Annotated in this window: 16 protein-coding genes; 9 read left to right on the forward strand and 7 right to left on the reverse strand. The window is 72.8% G+C overall.

All coding sequences use genetic code 11. The features are described 5' to 3' along the window. Positions 1-102: 102 nt before the first annotated feature. Complete coding sequence (locus ACF1DX_RS14895) at positions 103-1,167, reverse strand: acyltransferase domain-containing protein (protein ID WP_391791559.1); 1,065 nt, start codon at positions 1,165-1,167, stop codon at positions 103-105. Between the two features lie 112 nt (positions 1,168-1,279). On the opposite strand from ACF1DX_RS14895, the gene ACF1DX_RS14900 reads away from it, so the two are divergent. The 3 genes from ACF1DX_RS14900 to ACF1DX_RS14910 are packed head-to-tail and all read left to right on the forward strand — an operon-like array spanning position 1,280 to position 4,283. Beyond that, positions 1,280-2,251: a DUF6081 family protein gene (locus ACF1DX_RS14900; RefSeq protein ID WP_391791560.1), complete on the forward strand. Its 972-nt coding sequence runs from the start codon at positions 1,280-1,282 to the stop codon at positions 2,249-2,251. A gap of 49 nt (positions 2,252-2,300) precedes the next feature. Next, positions 2,301-3,206, forward strand: coding sequence for a nitroreductase/quinone reductase family protein (locus tag ACF1DX_RS14905; RefSeq protein WP_391791561.1), 906 nt, complete (start codon positions 2,301-2,303; stop codon positions 3,204-3,206). A 12-nt stretch (positions 3,207-3,218) separates the two neighbouring features. Next, on the forward strand, positions 3,219-4,283 hold the full coding sequence (locus ACF1DX_RS14910; protein ID WP_391791670.1) for an aldo/keto reductase: 1,065 nt from the start codon (positions 3,219-3,221) through the stop codon (positions 4,281-4,283). Between the two features lie 92 nt (positions 4,284-4,375). On the opposite strand, the gene ACF1DX_RS14915 is transcribed toward ACF1DX_RS14910, so the two are convergent. Continuing rightward, complete coding sequence (locus ACF1DX_RS14915; protein WP_391791562.1) at positions 4,376-5,485, reverse strand: DUF6081 family protein; 1,110 nt, start codon at positions 5,483-5,485, stop codon at positions 4,376-4,378. A gap of 229 nt (positions 5,486-5,714) precedes the next feature. Here ACF1DX_RS14915 and ACF1DX_RS14920 point away from each other — a divergent pair, with 229 nt between their 5' ends. The 3 genes from ACF1DX_RS14920 to ACF1DX_RS14930 are packed head-to-tail and all read left to right on the forward strand — an operon-like array spanning position 5,715 to position 8,445. Further along, positions 5,715-6,719 carry a pseudouridine-5'-phosphate glycosidase gene (locus ACF1DX_RS14920; RefSeq protein WP_391791563.1) on the forward strand — a complete coding sequence of 335 codons (1,005 nt, stop codon included), beginning with the start codon at positions 5,715-5,717 and terminating at the stop codon, positions 6,717-6,719. Next, positions 6,716-7,423: an HAD family hydrolase gene (locus ACF1DX_RS14925; protein WP_391791564.1), complete on the forward strand. Its 708-nt coding sequence runs from the start codon at positions 6,716-6,718 to the stop codon at positions 7,421-7,423. The genes ACF1DX_RS14920 and ACF1DX_RS14925 overlap by 4 nt, the downstream gene beginning before the upstream one ends. Continuing rightward, positions 7,423-8,445, forward strand: coding sequence for a DUF6081 family protein (locus ACF1DX_RS14930; protein WP_391791565.1), 1,023 nt, complete (start codon positions 7,423-7,425; stop codon positions 8,443-8,445). The genes ACF1DX_RS14925 and ACF1DX_RS14930 overlap by 1 nt, the downstream gene beginning before the upstream one ends. A 55-nt stretch (positions 8,446-8,500) precedes the next feature. On the opposite strand, the gene ACF1DX_RS14935 is transcribed toward ACF1DX_RS14930, so the two are convergent. Then, positions 8,501-9,688 (reverse strand): acyl-CoA dehydrogenase family protein, encoded by a 1,188-nt coding sequence (locus ACF1DX_RS14935; protein ID WP_391791566.1) that lies wholly within the window; start codon positions 9,686-9,688, stop codon positions 8,501-8,503. A 404-nt stretch (positions 9,689-10,092) separates the two neighbouring features. Further along, positions 10,093-11,664: an MFS transporter gene (locus ACF1DX_RS14940; RefSeq protein ID WP_391791567.1), complete on the reverse strand. Its 1,572-nt coding sequence runs from the start codon at positions 11,662-11,664 to the stop codon at positions 10,093-10,095. 199 nt (positions 11,665-11,863) lie between these two features. Here ACF1DX_RS14940 and ACF1DX_RS14945 point away from each other — a divergent pair, with 199 nt between their 5' ends. From ACF1DX_RS14945 to ACF1DX_RS14955, 3 genes are all read left to right on the forward strand, one after another. Then, entirely contained in the window at positions 11,864-12,316 is a 453-nt protein-coding gene (locus ACF1DX_RS14945; protein ID WP_391791671.1) for a MarR family winged helix-turn-helix transcriptional regulator, read from the forward strand. A 124-nt stretch (positions 12,317-12,440) separates the two neighbouring features. Beyond that, positions 12,441-13,382 carry an SDR family oxidoreductase gene (locus ACF1DX_RS14950; RefSeq protein ID WP_391791568.1) on the forward strand — a complete coding sequence of 314 codons (942 nt, stop codon included), beginning with the start codon at positions 12,441-12,443 and terminating at the stop codon, positions 13,380-13,382. Then, positions 13,379-13,852, forward strand: a complete 474-nt coding sequence (locus ACF1DX_RS14955) for a nuclear transport factor 2 family protein (protein WP_391791569.1) — start codon at positions 13,379-13,381, stop codon at positions 13,850-13,852. The genes ACF1DX_RS14950 and ACF1DX_RS14955 overlap by 4 nt, the downstream gene beginning before the upstream one ends. Positions 13,853-13,925: 73 nt before the next feature. Here ACF1DX_RS14955 and ACF1DX_RS14960 read toward each other — a convergent pair whose 3' ends face one another. From ACF1DX_RS14960 to ACF1DX_RS14970, 3 genes are all read right to left on the reverse strand, one after another. Continuing rightward, entirely contained in the window at positions 13,926-14,888 is a 963-nt protein-coding gene (locus tag ACF1DX_RS14960) for a 3-hydroxyacyl-CoA dehydrogenase NAD-binding domain-containing protein (protein WP_391791570.1), read from the reverse strand. After that, the gene (locus tag ACF1DX_RS14965; RefSeq protein WP_391791571.1) at positions 14,885-15,670 is read right to left on the reverse strand and encodes a BTAD domain-containing putative transcriptional regulator; all 786 of its coding nucleotides are present in this window, start codon (positions 15,668-15,670) and stop codon (positions 14,885-14,887) included. The genes ACF1DX_RS14960 and ACF1DX_RS14965 overlap by 4 nt, the downstream gene beginning before the upstream one ends. 121 nt (positions 15,671-15,791) lie before the next feature. Next, positions 15,792-16,397, reverse strand: coding sequence for a DNA-binding response regulator (locus ACF1DX_RS14970; RefSeq protein WP_391791572.1), 606 nt, complete (start codon positions 16,395-16,397; stop codon positions 15,792-15,794). Between the last annotated feature and the right edge of the window lie 143 nt (positions 16,398-16,540).

Consider the following 16,540-nt stretch of genomic DNA (forward strand, 5'->3'; position numbering starts at 1 on the left):
GCGCGGGTGCGCCTCGTCCCGGTCACCGCGGACACCGGCCTTGTCGAAGTCCGGGACGTCCACCGGGAGTCGGCTCCGCTGCGTGGGTCCTGCCGGCTGACGTCAGACCTGATCGTGACGACTGCCTGCCCGCCGGCCCACGCCGCTGCGGGCGGGTGACCGGGGGGGCGCGTACGTCGTCACGGTCGCCATCGCCCGGTCGAACGCCTCGACGTCCGCCGGGCCGCCGGTGCGGGCCGCCGGGGCGAGCAGGGGCAGCACGTGGGAGGCGCCGGCGCGTACGGCGGGGTGGCGGCGGGCCGCGGCGCCCAGGGAGCGATCGGGTGACGCGTCGAGCAGCAGCAGCCCCGGATCGGTGCCCGAGGCGTCGAGCAGCGACTTGAGCGCGGGCCAGTACCGCACGGGCAACGCGATCTGGTCGCCCCAGAACGCGGGGTCGACGGCCTCGCTGTCGCGCAGGGGCCGTGCCGTACGGCAGGACACCAGCGGCGTGCGGGCGGGCGCCGGGCGCAGGGCCGTCACCTCCTGGGTGAAGCGCCGTGCCATGGCGGACACCGAGGGGCTGTGGAAGGCGTGCCCGGAGCGCAACGGCAGCACCGTGCGGCCCGCGGCCGTCAGGGTCGCGCGGGCCCGCTCCAGCGCGTCGGACGGACCGGCGAGCACCGTCTGGCGGGGGCCGTTGACCGCGGCGACCGTCACCGGGCCGAGCCCGGCGGGCAGTTCGTCCTCGGCCGCCGCCACCGCGAGCATCCCGCCCCGGCCATCGTCCCCGACGACCCGCGCCCGCGCCGCCGCGAGCCGGCCCAGATCGGCGGCGCGGAACACCCCGGCCAGCACGGCGGCGGCCAGCTCACCGGCGCTGTGCCCGAGGAGCAGCCCGGGCGGGCCGACGGTGGCGGCGACCGCCCGCCCGAGCGCGTGTCCGACGCCGAGCAGGAGCGGCTGGGCGATCCGGGCGTCGTCGAGGTCCGGGTGGGGCGCGGGGCGCAGCCAGTGCCGGGCCGGCCGATCGCGCTGCCCTTCCGGTGCGCCGTGCGCGTCGAGCGCGTCGAAGAATCCGTCCATGGCCGCGGTGAACTGCGGGTGCGCCCCGTACAGGCCCGCGGCCATGCGCTCGCGCTGACTGCCCTGTCCGGGGAGCAGCAGCACGGTCGTCGGCCGGCTCACGCGCGGGCTCCTTCCTGTTCTGCGGGACCGGCCGTCGTCGACCGGAGCCGCGACCATGCCCGCGGTTTCTCGATCCGGAGTGGACGCGGGCTCGAGCGGGTCTCGTGTCCGGGTGCCGACACTCACGGCCCGCGACGACGTCTCCGGAGGGACCATGGAGCTGTTCGACGACGATTTCCGCGCCGGCCTCGGCGACGCCTGGGACGTGCCGCCGCTGCAGCCGGCGACCGTGCGGGCCGGGGCCGAGGGTCTGACGGTCACGCCGGCCGACACCGACCCGCTCACCGGCGAGCCCGTGTTCGCGCCGCCGGCCGAGGGGCGCGGGACCGGTCCCGGCGATCACCTCGCGTGGGTGGCGCTGGCCCGCGGACCGGCCGGTGCGCGGGGGTTCGAGGTGCCGGCCGACGGGACCGTGGAGTGTGCGGCGACTCTGTCGGCGCGCGGCGTGGGCGGGGCCCGCCATCCGTTCGGCGCGGCGGTGCCCGACCCGGACGGCGACGTCCGGCTGGCCACCGCGGCGCTGATCACGATGGATCCGGTCACCCATGTGGTCTGCGACTTCCTGCTGACCAACACCCGTATCCACGCCCTGTACGAGCGGGTGCCAGTCCCTGGAGAGCGGTACGCCGCCTTCTCGTACGCCGTCCCGGTCGCACCCCGTACTCCCGGCGCGTGGCACCGGCTCTCGGTCCGGTACGAGGCGGGCGGGACCCGCGTGGTGTGGCGCGTCGAGGGCGTGGAGGTGTTCCGGGTGGAGCGCCCGGGGCTGCGGCCCGCGGACCGCGGCGGACTGCTGCTGGACCACGGTGGGGAGGAGGGCGAGCCGGTGCGGCTGGGCCGGATGGTTCCGGCGCTCGGGCTGCTCACCCTGCTGGACGGCGCGGGTCCCGACGGCCGGGGCCTGGTCCGGCCGGCCGCGGGGGGCGGGTCCTGGTTCGCCCCGCGCGAGGGCGCCCCGCACCACCAGGAGTTCGTGGGCGACGACGACTTGCTGAAGCGGTCGGCGTGGCGGCCCGGCGCCGTGCTCGGGGCGCGTCGGGTGACGGTGCGGGCCGAGGTTGACAGCGGGGTGCGGGGATCCTAGATTCAGGTTGAATTTGCTTTCAAAGCAAAATAAAAACGCGGAGACTGTCATGAGTGAAGAGCAGGCAGGCAGCGGTCTGAGCTGGAACGAGCGTGTCATCCAGGAGTTCCGGGCGAACAACGGCCGGGTGGGCGGGATGTTCGAGGGCGCACCCATGGTGGTGCTGACCACGATGGGCCGGAAGACCGGAAAACCCCATGTGAACCCCGCGATCTACTACAAGGACGGCGACCGCTACCTGGTCTTCGCCTCCAACGCCGGACGCGGCAAGAACCCCGACTGGTACTACAATCTGTTGGACAGTCCTCAGGTGACCATGGAGATCGGCACGGACGAGGGTTCCGTACGGCCGTACGCCACCCGGGCCCAGGTCCTGGAGGGCGAGGAGCGCGACCGGTACTGGGAGCTGCAGTGCTCCCTCGACCCCGCGTTCCGGGAGTACGAGGAGAAGGCGGGCCGCGTCATTCCGGTGGTCGCCCTCCACCCGCTCGACCTCGGTGTGATCACCGAGCGCAGCCGGATGATCGGCACCCAACTCCTCAAGCACCACGCAGACCTGAGGGCTGAGCTGGCGCGGGTGCGCGCGGCCGTCGACGAGATGCTCACCGGGAGCGGCACCGGCCCCCGGCCCATGGCGGACCTCTCGGAACAACTGCGCAAGCGCTGCCTTACGTACTGCTACGGACTGCAGATGCACCACATCCGCGAGGACGGCTCGTTCTCCGCGTTCGAGAAGCGCTTTCCGCACCTCGTCCCGGCGATCACCCGGCTGCGCGAGGAACACAAGGTGGTGGAGGCGGCGCTGGCCGAGTTCGAGGAGCTGCTCGACAAGGGCGGTTTCCAGAACCCGGAGGACGTGGCGCGGCTCCGCGCGGAGCTGGACCGGGTCGTCGACGGCCTGGAGGACCACTTCCGCTACGAGGAGGAGACCCTGCTGCCGGCGCTGGAGGTCTGAGCGATGACCGAGATGCGCTACCGCGTGCTCGGCAAGACGGGCTTACGCGTTTCCGAACTCGCCCTGGGCACAATGACGTTCGGCGACGACTGGGCGCTGCCCGAGGGCCGCGCGGGCCGGCTTCTCGACCTGTTCGCCGAGGCCGGCGGCAATGTGATCGACACCTCCAACGAGTACGGGCGCGGCAGTGCCGAGTCCACGCTGGGCGGGCTGCTGAGCGGCCGCCGCGACTCCTTCCTGCTCACCACGAAGTACACCCTCCAGGTTCGCCCGGGCGATGCGAACGCCGCGGGCAACCACCGCAAGAACCTGGTGGTCTCGCTGGAGGACAGCCTGCGCCGGCTGCGCACCGACCACCTCGACATCCTCTGGGTGCACGCCCGCGACACCCTCACTCCGGTCGCCGAGGTCATGCGGGCCCTGGACGACCAGGTACGGGCGGGCAAAGTGCTCTACGTCGGCGTCTCCAACTGGCCGGCCTGGGAGATCGCCCAGGCCAACACCCTGGCCGAGGAGCGGGGTTGGACTCCGTTCGCGGCTATGCAGGTGCACTACAACCTGCTGGACCGCGCCGTCGAGAACGAGTTCCTGCCGATGGCGCACGCCTTCGACCTCCCCGCGTTCGTCTGGGGACCGCTCGCCGACGGCCGCCTCACCGGCAAGTACCTCAGGGGCGAGGAGGGGCGTCTCGACAAGGTCGCGTGGGGCAGGGCGCGCGGCGCCGGTGACGACGTGGTGCGTGAAGTGGTCCGGATTGCCGAGGAGTTGGACCGTCCGCCCGCCCAGGTCGCCCTGGCCTGGCTGCGCTCCCGTCCCGGCACCGTGATCCCGGTGATCGGCGCCACCACGGAGGAGCAGCTGCGGCAGAACCTCGGCAGCGTCGACCTCCGGCTCGGCCCCGGGCACCTGGCCGACCTGGACAAGGCCACCGCGGTGCCCGCCGGTTACCCCCATCTGTTCCTGCGCTTCCCGACGATGACCCGCATGATCTACGGCGAGCACTGGGAACGCGTCGACGACCGCCGTACGACGACCCGGCGCGCGGTCACCGACGACCTCTTCTCGACGAGGGACTGAGCGTCCGACGCCGCCCCGTTACGCACAGCGCCCGGCCGGAAGGATCCCGGCCGGGCGCTGTCCGTCGTACTCGGCTCACTGACACACTGTGATCATTTGGACGTCGTGATGCTGAACGACCGCACCTTCAGCGTCACGCCCTGCCCCCACAGCCGGTTGCGGAGCAGGCTCTTGTCGTCGTGGAACTTCTGCGGCGTCGGGGCGCCCTTGGCCGGGTCGTAGTAGAAGTTCGGGCTGTCCTCCAGGCGCACCAGGCCCGCCTTGTCGCGGTCGTTCGCGCCGCCGCCGCCGTCCAGGAGGTTGCCGGTGGCGATGCCGCACTGCACGGAGGTGGCCGTCACCTGCTCGTCCGGGCCCTCGTGCTCGATGCGCAGGTACTTGCGGTCGAAGGCATGGGTGCCGATCTTGTCCGTCGACAGCACGGTCTTGCCGTTCACCAGCCAGCTGACCCGCTTGCCGCCCCGGTCGTAGCGGATCCGCAGCTTCACGGGCTGGCCCGCGGTCCGCTTGAACACCGGCACCGAGTAGTGGAACGCGGCGTACTCGCCGCTCTCCACCGGGAGGCGCTCGTAGACGGCGTGCACCTCGCGGTTGGTCACCGAGAAGTTGGCCACCGTGTGGGAGGCGTGGTCGACGGTGATCACGGTGGCGCTGGCCAGCCGTGGGTCGGATTGCGGGTCGCTCACCGCCTTGCCGAACGGCTGGTCCTCGACGCCCTCGGCCTTGACGGTGACGTCCGCGTTGCAGTTCCAGGACCCGGTCGCCGGGACGGGGAAGCCGTTCGCGGAGGACACCCGGGGCTGGGCCACCCACTTGAGGTGGTCGCCAGTGCCACCGCCGAAGCCGGACGCGTTCTGGTCGGAGGTCGCGGCGAACGCGGGCCGGCCGGTGCGCGGGTTGCGGCCCGTCGGTACGACGGTGATGCCCTGGGCGTTGGAGGTGATGACGCCGTCGCCCTGCGCCAGCTTGCCCTCGGGGGTGTTGGACGAGCCGAGCAGCCAGGTCTGCTGCGCGTCGAAGCCCTTGCTGAAGTCGTCGGCGAACAGGATCTTCTCGGAGTGCGAGGCGCCGGTCCGCTCGGCGGCACCGGCGCCCGGGGTGAGCGTGAGGGCCGAGCACACGGTGGCCGCGGCCACCAGGGTCACGGCGGTGCGGCGGGAGCGGACCATGGGGCGGGTGCTGTGACCAGCCGCAGCGGGCATGGGGTCTCCTTCGTCCATCGGTACGTCGACCATCGGTACGTCGACCGTCGTCAGCGCGGACCCGGTCGGACCGCGCGGCAGCACCGTGCTCACCACCCCTCGATTTCCACTCGAAGCACACCCGTGCCCACGACGCCGGATCGAGCGGTCTTCGAGCCGCCGCTCCCACGCTGTGCGCGCACCCGGACAGCACCCCCCAGGGCACGCGCACGGAAAGGACGGCAGGCACATGAACGGCACAGCTCCGTTTCCCCAGGTCTCCAGGGAATTTCCCGAGGTCCCCGAGGAATTCCTCCAGGTCTCCGAGGAAGTGGCCACCGCACTCGCGGAAGGGCGGCCGGTGGTCGCCCTCGAGTCCTCCCTCATCACCGCGGCCCCCACGCTCGAACTCCCGCTGGCCATCGAGAAGTCCGTCCGCGACGCGGGCGCCGTACCGGCGACGACCGGGGTGGCCGGCGGACGCCTCCTGGTGGGCATGGACCCCGATCAGATCGAACGGATCCGCGGCGCCGAGCAGGTCCAGAAGCTGAGCGCCCGCGACCTGGGCGCGGCCGTGGCGGGCGGCGGAGTCGGCGCCACCACCGTCGCCGGCACGATCGTCATCGCCGAGCGGGCCGGGATCGAGGTCTTCGCCACCGCGGGCATCGGCGGCGTGCACCGGGGCGCCACCCGCACCCTCGACATCTCGCCCGACCTGCTCCAGTTCACCCGCACCCGGATGGCCGTCGTCTCGGCCGGGGCGAAGAGCATCCTGGACGCCCGGCTGACCGCCGAGTACCTGGAGACCGCCGGCGTCCCCGTCCTCGGCTACGGCACACCCTGGCTGCCCCGGTTCTACGTCCGGGGCGACGACATCCCGGTCACCCGGGTCGACGATCTCCCCACGGCCGCCCGTGCCGCCCGCACCCACTGGCAGCTCAACGGACGCGGCACCGTCCTGCTCACCGTCCCGGTGGACGACGCGGAGGCGGTCGACGGCGACCTGGTCGAGGAGGCCATCGCGGATGCCCTGGCCGAGGCCGAGCGCACCGGGGTCACCGGCAACAAGGTCAGCCCGTTCCTGATGCGCGCCGTCTCCCGCGCCACCGGCGGCCGCACCACCAGCGCCGGACGCTCGATCCTGCTGGGCACCGCGCGCGTCGCCGGTGAACTGGCCGTCGCCCTCGCCGCGGAACGCGCCAAGGCCACAGAGCTCGCCGCGGAACGCGCCGAGGCCACGGAGGCGGACCGGTGACCGGCGGTGTGCCCGTCGCCGGACTCGTCCTGGACCTCGACGGCACCCTGGCCGACACCCCCAGGGCCATCACCGCGATCATGCTGAAGATCCTCGCCGACCGGGGCGCCCCGGCAGACGAGGCGGAGGTCCGCCCCCTGGTCGGCCGTCCCCTGGAGCAGAACTTCGCCCAGCTGCTCGGCAAGGCACCCGACGACCCCGAGACCGCCTCGGCGCTCGCCGCCTACCGGGAGCTGTTCCGCGCCCATCTGGAGGCGACGGAGCCGGCCGAACTGGCCTGCGCGGGCGTCGTCGAGGGGCTGCACGCCGCGCGCTCGGCGGGCCTGCGGCTCGGTGTCGCCACCTCCAAGCCGCGCCGGGCGGCCGACCGGGTCCTCGGCCTGATGGGCGTCGCCGAACTGTTCGACGTCGTGGCCGGCGACGACAGCGTGCGGCACGGCAAACCCGACCCCGAGATGGCCCTCCTCGTCGCCGACGGACTCGGACTGCCCCCGGCCCGCTGTGCCGTCGTGGGGGACGGGGTCGCCGACATGGAGATGGCACGCGCCGCGGGGATGCGGCCCGTCGGGGTGTCCTACGGCGTCGCCACCCCCGCCGAACTCCACGCGGCGGGCGCCGAGGTGGTCGTGGACTCCTTCACCGCCGTCCTCGCGCTCGTGACCGGGTCCGCAGCGGACCGCCCCACCGACGACAGGGAGTCATGATGACCCAGCCGCACACCGACCACGCCACCGACCGGGCAACCGACCGTGCCACCGTCCTGTGGCGGGACGACTTCCGGGAGGGCGTGCGGACCGAGGGTCCCGGCGCGCCCTGGCGGTTCGTGCAGGCCTCGGCCGAACTCATCGCGAACGACGCCGTGATCGGTACCGGCCCCGACGGGCTGAGCCTGGTCGCGCGCGGCCGTCACCCTCGTACCGGCGAACCGGCCTTCACCCGCACCGTCCCGCGGGAGACCGGCGAGCCCGGGTCCATTCCCGGGTTCGCCGACCACGCCAAGTGGATCGCCTACGTCAACCGGCAGTCCACGGCCGGGTTCCAGGGGTTCGACACCGAGCCCGGGCGGGTCCTGTCCGTCGAGGCCGTCGTCTCGGGCCGCACCTACGGCACCGCCGGCCACCCCTTCGGGGACGCGGTCGCCGACCCGGAGGACGACATCCGGCTCGCCGCCGCGATGCTCAACACCATCGACCCCGAGACCTCCGTGGCGTTCGACTTCCTGCTCACCAACAAGCACGTGTACGCCTTCTACGGCCGCACCAACTTCTCCCGCCGCCACCTCGGCGCCTACGGCTCCTTCGCCAACACCGTGCCGCTCGCCCCGCGTTCACCGGGCGACCGGCACCGGGTGCGGATCTCCCACGACCGCTCGGCCGGCACGGTGAGCTGGATCCTGGACGGCGAGACCGTGCTGACGGTGGACCGGATCGGACACCCGCTGGACCGCGCGACCCTCACCCTCGACGAGGGCGGCACGCTGACCGAGGTCGAGCCGCGCCAACTGAGCTTCGGCATGGGTCTGATGAGCCTGCTGGACGGCTCCTGGCCCACAGGCCGCGGCCTGGTCAGGCTCTCCCGCGCCACCACCTACTACCGGCCGGACCGGGGGGCACCGGCCGAGCAGAGCTTCGTCGACGAGGACAGCGCCGAGCGCAGCAGGCTCTTCGGCCAGGGCGCCGAACTCCGCATCGCCGATTACGTGGTGACGAGCAGCCCGTCCGTCTGACCACGCACGCGGATGAGGGGCCGCCGGGATCGGCGGCCCCTCGTCGTACGCCGGCTCAGGACAGGTCGCCCAGCGGTACCGCGAGCCGCGCCGAGCTGAACCGGCGGGCGGCGGGCTCCCACTTGAGGACGGCGTGCCCGGCCGCCGTGCCGGCGTCCCGCCAGAACCGCTGCAGTTCGGCGCCGAGCGACTGGCCGCCGGTGCCACCCGTGCGCTGCAACCGGTTGACGGCGTCGAGCAGCAGGTCGACGGCGGCGACATGGTCGCGCTGGGCGCGGGCCCCGGTCAGTTCCGTGCAGAGCAGGCCGCGGTCGGCGTCGCGCGCGGCGCGGGTCAGCAGCAGCTCGGCCGCGTCCGTCTGCGCGGAGCTGAGCGCCAGATCGAGCTCGGCCGACACCGCGGGCGGCTGGGTGGACGGCGCCGCCGCCCGCTTGTGCGCCGTCGTCCGCGTCCAGGCGTCGAGGGCGCCGCGGACGGCACCGAGCACCGGTGCCGCGAAGGTCAGCCCGCTGACGTTCTTGTGCGGCACCTCCAGACAGGCGGGACCCGCGCCGCCGGGGTCGCGCCCGGTGGCCAGCTGCCGCTGCAGGAACGTGTGGCCCTCCGGCACGAAGACCTCGTCCAGGACGACGGTGTCGCTGCCGGTCCCGCGCATGCCGACCGTGTCCCAGGTCCGCTCGATGCCGTACGCGGCCCGAGGGACCAGCAGGAAACGCACCTGCGAGCGGCCCGAGGGCAGCGGGACCTGTGCGGCGAGCAGCGCGAAGTCGGAGAAGTGCACGCCGCTCACATAGGGCCAGCGGCCGCTGAGGATCCAGCCGCCCGACGTCATGCGCGCCGCACCGCCGGGGACGAGGGCGCCGACGACGAAGGCGTCCGGCCCCTGCGCCCACACCGTGTCCCGGCCCTCCTCCGGCAGGAACGCGGCCATCCGGGAGAGCGAGGCGAGGATGGCGGCGCACCAGCCCGCCGAGGGGTCGCGGCGCGACACCTCGGTCACGGCCGTCAGACAGTCCTCGAAACCTCCCTCGTGCCCACCCCACTTCGCGGGGACGAAGTGACGCGCGAACCCGGCCTCGCGCAGCGCCTCGGCCACCTCGGGATGCAGCACCTTCTTCCGCTCCGCGTACGCCGCGTGCCGTGCCGCCAGTTCGGGCAGGTGAGCCGGGAGCTCGGACAGGTGGGTCGGGCGCGATCCGTTCGGGCCCTGGAGCGGTGCCCGGTACGTCGTTGTCTCCGGCACGGAGTCCTCCCCGCGGTCGAGCCGCCGCGCTGCTGCGACGGCAAGGGAGGGCAGAGTGGGCGGCCAGGGTCGAAGCTGCCTCGACGGTGGCTGGACGACGGGCCTCGGTGGCGGGTGGGTGTCGGGTCTCGACGGCGGGTGGGGGGGGCAGGCCTCGGTGGCGGATGGGTGTCGGGCTTCGGCGGTGGCTGGACGACGGGCCAGGGCGGCGGGTGGGTGACGGGTGGGTGACGGGTCTCGGCGACGGCCGGGTCCCGGGCTTCGGTGGCAGCGGTGTGCGGCCCTCGGCGGTTGCTGCCTGCGGCCCTTGACGCCGGATGCCCGAAGCCCCGAAGCCCCGGACGACTTGCGGCCGTCTCTCCGGTGCGGGAGAGACGGCCGTACGGTCGGGTCGGGGCGGTGGCTCAGTCGGTTGGCCGGTGGGAGGCGTACGAACCGGACGCCGCGTCCTCGTCCGCGGGCGCCGCACCCCCGGCCTCGCCCTTGCCGCCCGTGTCGTCGCTCTCGTCGGCCGGGCCCGCCTGCCGCGGCGGCTTGGCGTTGCCCGCGGCGGCGAACATCAGGCGGCCGGGGGGAAGGATGAGCGCGGCGGGGGAGGCCAGCAGATAGAGGATGACGACGGTCAGCAGGCCGGCCGCGGCGGCGTCGACGGCCTTGCCGTCGTCGTCCAGGGAGCCGAAGAAGACCGTACCCACCACGGCGATACCGACGGCCACCCCGATCTGGATGGCGGTGTTGACCAGCGCGGCGGCGGATCCGGCCAGCCGGCCCGGGGTCTTGGCCAGCACCGTGGCGATGAGCACCCCGGAGGTCATGGAGACGCCGAGGCCCGTGACCAGCATCCCGGGCACCAGCTGCCAGGAGTGCAGATCCTCGCCCGCGGAACGGACGGCGAGCAGGTTGCCGGCCATGCCGATCGCCGCGATCAGCGAGCCGACGACGGCGACGGGCCTGCCGTAGGGCCGGATCTTCGGCGCGAAGGGGCTGAAGAGCCCGACACCGACGGCGAACGGGACCATGGTCAGCGCGGTGTGCAGGGGGCTGTAGCCGAGGCCGGACTGCAGGTGGACGGTGATCACCAGGGTGTAGCCGGTGCCGGCGAAGAACAGCACGGCGACCGAGAGTCCGCCCATCGGCGCGCGCTCCCGCAGCAGCCCGGGGTCGATGAGCGGGGCGTGGCCGCGCCGGACGACCGTCTTCTCGTACTGCCCGAAGAACCACAGCAGGACGGGGCAGGCGGCCATCAGGACCCAGGTCCACCACGGCCAGCCCATGGTGCGGCCCTCCACCAGGGGGTAGAGCAGGGCGAGCACGGCGAGGGTGGCGATGGCGAGGCCGCGGACGTCGGTGGTGGCGGCGTGCTGCGCGCGGGAGTCGCGGCACAGGACGAACGTGCCGATCAGGGCGGCGATCCCGATGGGGATGTTGATGAAGAAGATCGGCCGCCAGTCGAGCCCGAACAGGTCGGCATCGAGGATCACGCCGCCGATGAGCGGGCCCGCGACGCCGCCGACCGAGAAGTTGAGGCCGAAGAGGGTGGCGGCCTTGTGCTGCTCCTCCGGAGGGAACTCGACCCGGAGCATGGCCAGTACCTGCGGCACCATCATCGCCGCGGACGCGCCCTGGGCCACACGGGCGGCGACCAGCATCTCGGCGTTGACGGCGAGGCCGGTGAGCGCGGAGGTCACCACGAACGCGGCGAGGCCTCCCTGGAAGACGCGTAACCGTCCGAAGCGGTCGCCGAGCCGGCCCGCGGTGATCATTCCGGCCGCGAAGGCCATGACGTACCCGGCCACGGCCCATTCGAGCTGGGTGCTGGAGGCGTCCAGGTCACGGCTGAGGGAGGGCAGCGCGACGTTGATCACCGTGGTGTCGACCAGGTCCATGAAGGTCGCGGACAGCGTGACGACGAACGCCGCCCAGCGCCGTGGGTTGTACGTGGTCATGTCCGGTGCGGGTGGGGCGGAGAACGACATCGGCCGTCCCTTTCCTGATCAGTCCCGGAGCGAGGGTGTCCGGTATTGTGGAGAACGGAGAGATGATTTGCTTTGAAAACAAAGGTATTGGGGGTTGTGGCTGATGTCAACGCAGCGCGGGGCGCGGCGCGCCGAGGGTGACGGGCCCGAGGCCGCCGGTGCGGACGAGGGAGCCGGTGGCGCCGTCGGTGACGAGGGGATGAGCCGGGACGACGCCGTCCGCGCGATGCTCGTCCTGATGCCCCGCGTGGCCCAGCGGCTGAAGAAGACGACCGTCCCCGAGCGGCTGAGGTCGCTCAATCTCGCCCCCCGGCATCTGTCGCTCCTGTCGCACCTGGTCTTCGACGGCCCCGCGCTGGTGAACGAGCTCGCCGCCCGGCTCCAGGTGGCGCCGACGACGGTGAGCCTGATGGTCGCGGACCTCAGCCGCCAGGGAGTGGTCGAGCGCAAGCCGGACCCGGCCGACCGGCGCCGCACGATCGTCTCCCTCTCCGACGACCCCGAGACCCAGGAGGCGATCAACGGCTGGCTGGCCCGCGGCGCCAGCTCCTGGGGCAAGGCCCTCGAACCGCTGACCCCCCGGGAACGGGCGGTGTTCGTACGGACCATGGAGGCGTACGAGCGCGGCGCCTCCGCCGAACCGGAGAACTGACGCCCGTTCCCGGAGCGTCACCGGACCGGCCTGAGCGGTCCTGGAGTGTTCTTCGAGTGGGGCCTGGTGTGTTGCGCGTCGGCGGTGGGCAATTCCGCCCGCCGCGCACTCCGGGAGGATGCGCATGCCCGAGACCGTGCTGGTCACCGGTGCCACCGGAACGGTGGGACGCTGCCTCGTCGAGGCGCTGCGCGGTCGGAGACCGACCGTCCGCGCCCTGGTCCGCGACCCCGGGCGGCTGACCGGGCCGCCACCGGCGGCGGACGAGACCGTGACGGGGGACCTGACCGACTCCGCCGCGATGGCCGAGGCCCTCGACGGTGTCACCACCGCCTTCGTCGTGCTCGCCGACGACGCCGGGGACGCGTTCGCGCAGGCCGTGGAGAAGACCGCGACGCTCCGTCATCTGGTCGTCGTCTCCGCGGACGCGCCCCCCGACTCCGCGCACCGCGGACCGCTGTTCGCCCGGCATGTGCTCGGCGAGGCGCGGATGATCGCCACCGGGGTGCCGGTCACCGTGCTCAGGCCCGCCCCGTTCGCCTCCCAGGCGCTCGGCTGGGCCGCGGACCTGGCCGCCGGGGACACGGTGAACGTCGTCCACCCCGACCTCGTCGTCCCGGTGATCGACCCGTGGGACGTCGCCGAGGCGGCCGCCGTCGTGCTGCGCCGCGCCGCACCCGAGCGGTCCCGCGTGCTGGCGCTCTCGGGGCCGCAGAAGCTGGACGTCCCGGAGCGGGTGCGCATCCTCGGGGCGGTGCTCGGCCGTGAGCTGAGCGTGCGGCGGGTGGCACCCGACGTCTGGGTGGACCGGGTCGCCCCGTTCCTGCCCGAGGCCTACGCCCGTGGCCTGCTGGACGTGGAGCGCTACCTGTACGAGCGCCGGCTGCCGGTCGTACCGACCGTGCGGAATCTCATCGGCCGACCGCCCCGGCCCTTCCGCGCCTGGGCCGAGGATCACGCGGCGGCATTCGGCGCCCCCGGCCGGGGGCCGTCGTCGCAGTTGTCGCAGTCATCGAAGTCGGCGCGGGTGTCGCCGTCGCCGTCGCCGTCCAAGGAGGCATCATGAGCACCGCAGCCCGCCCCACCCCCTCGACCTCCGTCCGGCAGACCGCTCAGTCGGGGCTCTACGCGGAGGTCCAGCTCTTCTACGCCCGTCAGGTCCACCACCTCGACGCCGTCCGCGCCGAGGAGTTCGCGGCCACCTTCGCCGAGGACGCGCTGTTCGCGCACTCCCCGGACGAACCCCCGGTCCGCGGCCGGGCCAACATCGCCAGGGAGGTGCGGGCGTACAACGAGCGGCGGTTCCGGACCGACCCGGTGCAGCGTCGGCACTGGTTCACCATGCTCGACGTACAGGAGCAGGACGACGGCTCCGTCCACACCGAGTACTACGCCCTGATCGGCACCACCCGGCCGGGCGAGCCGCGGCCCGTGATCGCGCCGAGCTGCCTGGTGCGCGATGTGCTCGTCCGTGAGGACGGTGAACTGCGCACGTCGAAGCGTCAGGTGACGCAGGATCAGCAGTTCGCCGGCTGACGGCGCCCGGGGCGACGCCAAGGGCCGGGGCGCGCTCGCCCCGGCCCTCATCACTGCCCCGCCTTCGAGACCTTCAGGCGGCCGGCCTGTCGCTCTCCACCGGCCCGGACTCCCGCACCGCCGCGATCACCGCGTTCTGCCCCCGGTCGCGCCAGGCGGCGAGCCGCTGGTAGTCGTACCCGCCGAACGCCTCGTCGGCCTGGTCGAGGAGGGTCTCCTTGAGCTCCTCGTCGACCGACGGGTTGCCGAGCCCGGCCCAGCCGCGCTCCAGTCCGTCGCCCAGGTGCGCCATCAGATGGCGCAGACCGCCTTCGCCGCCGCCCAGATGGAAGGCCCGGAAGGGGCCGGTGACCGCCCACCGGGAGCCGAGGGACGCGGTGACGATGTCGTCCAGCTCGCCCACCGTGACGACGCCTTCGCGCACCAGGTGGATGCTCTCGCGCAGCAGCGCCGACTGCAGCCGGTTGGCCACGAACCCGGGCACGGCGCGGCGCAGCAGCACCGGTGTCTTGCCCAGGCCGCGGTAGAAGTCCATGACCGCGTCGACCCGTGCCGGTTCGGCCTCCTCCGCGGCCACGACCTCCACCAGCGGCACGATGTGGGGCGGGTTGAACGGATGCCCCACGATCACCCGGCCCGGCTTGTCGAGCGCGGCGCCCAGGTCGGCCGGGAGCAGCGTGGACGTCGAGGACAGCAGCAGGGCGTCCGGCGCGGCCTCGGCGACGGCACGGAAGACGTCCTGCTTCAGCGCCAGGTTCTCCAGGACGTTCTCCTGGATGACCTGGGCCCCCTCGGCGGCCTCGGCGGGGCTGCCCCAGAAGGTGAGCCGCGCGGCCAGCCGCTCGGGGGGCAGCCGGCCGCCGGGCAGTGACTCGGCGTACAGCGGAAGGGCGCGTCGGACCTGTTCCTCGGCGTCCGGGCGGGTGCTGCTGATCCGGACGTCGAGACCGGCGGCGGCGAACAGTGCCGTCCAGCCGAGGGCGATGGTCCCGGTGCCGAGGACGGCGACCGTGCGCGGGCTCTCGAAACCGGTCATGCCGCACTCCGCTCGTCGTCGCGTCCGGAACTGAGGATCTCCTGGTGCAGCCGCTGGATCCGGGTGCACGGCTCCACGCCGAGCTCACGCATCAGCGTGCCACGCAACTGCTGGAACGCCTCCAGCGCCCGCCAGGTGTGACCGGAGCGGTGCAGGGCGGTCATCAGCAGCGCCCAGATGTTCTCGCTGAGCGGGTTGTGGGCGGCGACGGTCACCAGCTCCGCGAGGATCTCCCCGTGGCGCCCCGTCCGGAGGTCGGCCGACAGGCACAGCTCCAGGGCACGGGTGCGGGCTTCGTTCATGGCGAGGATCTCGATGTCCAGGATGCGGCCGGCCGGTACGTCGGCCAGCGCCGGGCCGCGCCACATGTCCAGCGCCTCCCGCAGCAGGGCGGAGGCCTCGGCCGGTGCTCCGCGCTCCAGCGCGAGGGCGCCCGCCGCGGCCTTCTCGTGGAACTGCGCCATGTCGGACCGGCCGGGCTCGGCGCCCAGCTGATAACTGCCGAACCGGGTGATGAGAACGTCTTTCGCGGTGAGCGGCGAGCCCGCCGGGAGCGCCTTCCTGATGAGCCGCCGTAATTGCATGACATAGGTCTGCAAGGTGGTTTGTGCGCTGCGGGGTATGTGCTCACCCCACAGTTCCTCCATGAGCGTCGGGATCGGGACGATATGTCCCGACCGCAGGGCGAGAAGTGCCAGGAGCTGACGGGGTTTTCCGGCACTGGGCACCAGTGATGTGCCGGCCAGCCGTACGTGCAGCGGACCCATTACCTCGATATCCATGACTCGGCCTTCACTCGGGAATCAGGACGGCCTTGAGTCTGGCACGAGTAATTCGCGGTTCCCAGTGATCCCTTCACGACTCGACGGGATATTTTCATGTCCGCCGGGAAGTGGGGGATCGTCAGATGAGCCCGTCCTCCCGCGCCATCCGGATGGCGTCGACGCGATTCCGGGCGTTCAACTTGTTGACGATCGCGGTCAGATAGTTGCGCACCGTGCCCGCCGACAGGTGGAGCTGGGCCGCGATGTGGCCCGCGTCGTGCCCGTCCGCCGCGCGCGCCAGCACCTCGGTCTCGCGCGCGGTGAGGATCCCGGAACCGAGGGTGAGTGCTTCCAGCGTCATGTCCTGGTCGTAGACCCGCTGTCCGGTCATGACGTCGCGCACCGCGGCCGCGAGCCGGTCCGGCGGCGCGTCCTTGAGGAGCAGTCCCTCAAGGCCGGCGTCCAGGGACCGGCGCACCACCGCGGGCCGCGCCGTGCTGGTCAGGATGAGGGTGCGGCACTCCGGCAGGGTCGCGCGCAGCTTCACGGCGGCGGTCAGACCGTCGGTGCCGGGCAGCCCCACGTCGATCAGGGCCACATCGGGGCGCGTCCGCCGGGCGGTGGGCACGATCTCGTCACCGTGGCCGATCTCGGCCACCACCGTGAAGTCCGGTTCGAGGTTGAGCAGGGCGACCAGCGCCCCGCGGACCATGTGTGCGTCCTCCGCGATGAGTAGGCGTACCACGTTCGCGGCCTCCCCCGAGCTGCGCCTTGGTCGTCGGCTGAAAAGAGCCTTGCACGACAATACGGCCTGTACTGACGCCGTTACAGACGACTATCAGCCAATCAAGCAAGTATGTGCTCGGGGTCGAGTCGCACTCCAGAAGT

The organism is Streptomyces sp. NPDC014676 (genome assembly GCF_043084105.1).
Lineage (GTDB): Bacteria > Actinomycetota > Actinomycetes > Streptomycetales > Streptomycetaceae > Streptomyces.

Coding starts and splice junctions, on each gene's coding strand:
- ACF1DX_RS14950 (WP_391791568.1), top strand. CDS start 12,441: ATGCCCGAGACCGTGCTGGTCACCGGTGCCACCGGAACGGTGGGACGC.
- ACF1DX_RS14905 (WP_391791561.1), top strand. CDS start 2,301: ATGAGTGAAGAGCAGGCAGGCAGCGGTCTGAGCTGGAACGAGCGTGTC.
- ACF1DX_RS14955 (WP_391791569.1), top strand. CDS start 13,379: ATGAGCACCGCAGCCCGCCCCACCCCCTCGACCTCCGTCCGGCAGACC.
- ACF1DX_RS14920 (WP_391791563.1), top strand. CDS start 5,715: ATGAACGGCACAGCTCCGTTTCCCCAGGTCTCCAGGGAATTTCCCGAG.
- ACF1DX_RS14960 (WP_391791570.1), bottom strand. CDS start 14,888: ATGACCGGTTTCGAGAGCCCGCGCACGGTCGCCGTCCTCGGCACCGGG.
- ACF1DX_RS14945 (WP_391791671.1), top strand. CDS start 11,864: ATGAGCCGGGACGACGCCGTCCGCGCGATGCTCGTCCTGATGCCCCGC.
- ACF1DX_RS14940 (WP_391791567.1), bottom strand. CDS start 11,664: ATGTCGTTCTCCGCCCCACCCGCACCGGACATGACCACGTACAACCCA.
- ACF1DX_RS14930 (WP_391791565.1), top strand. CDS start 7,423: ATGACCCAGCCGCACACCGACCACGCCACCGACCGGGCAACCGACCGT.
- ACF1DX_RS14915 (WP_391791562.1), bottom strand. CDS start 5,485: ATGCCCGCTGCGGCTGGTCACAGCACCCGCCCCATGGTCCGCTCCCGC.
- ACF1DX_RS14910 (WP_391791670.1), top strand. CDS start 3,219: ATGCGCTACCGCGTGCTCGGCAAGACGGGCTTACGCGTTTCCGAACTC.
- ACF1DX_RS14965 (WP_391791571.1), bottom strand. CDS start 15,670: ATGGATATCGAGGTAATGGGTCCGCTGCACGTACGGCTGGCCGGCACA.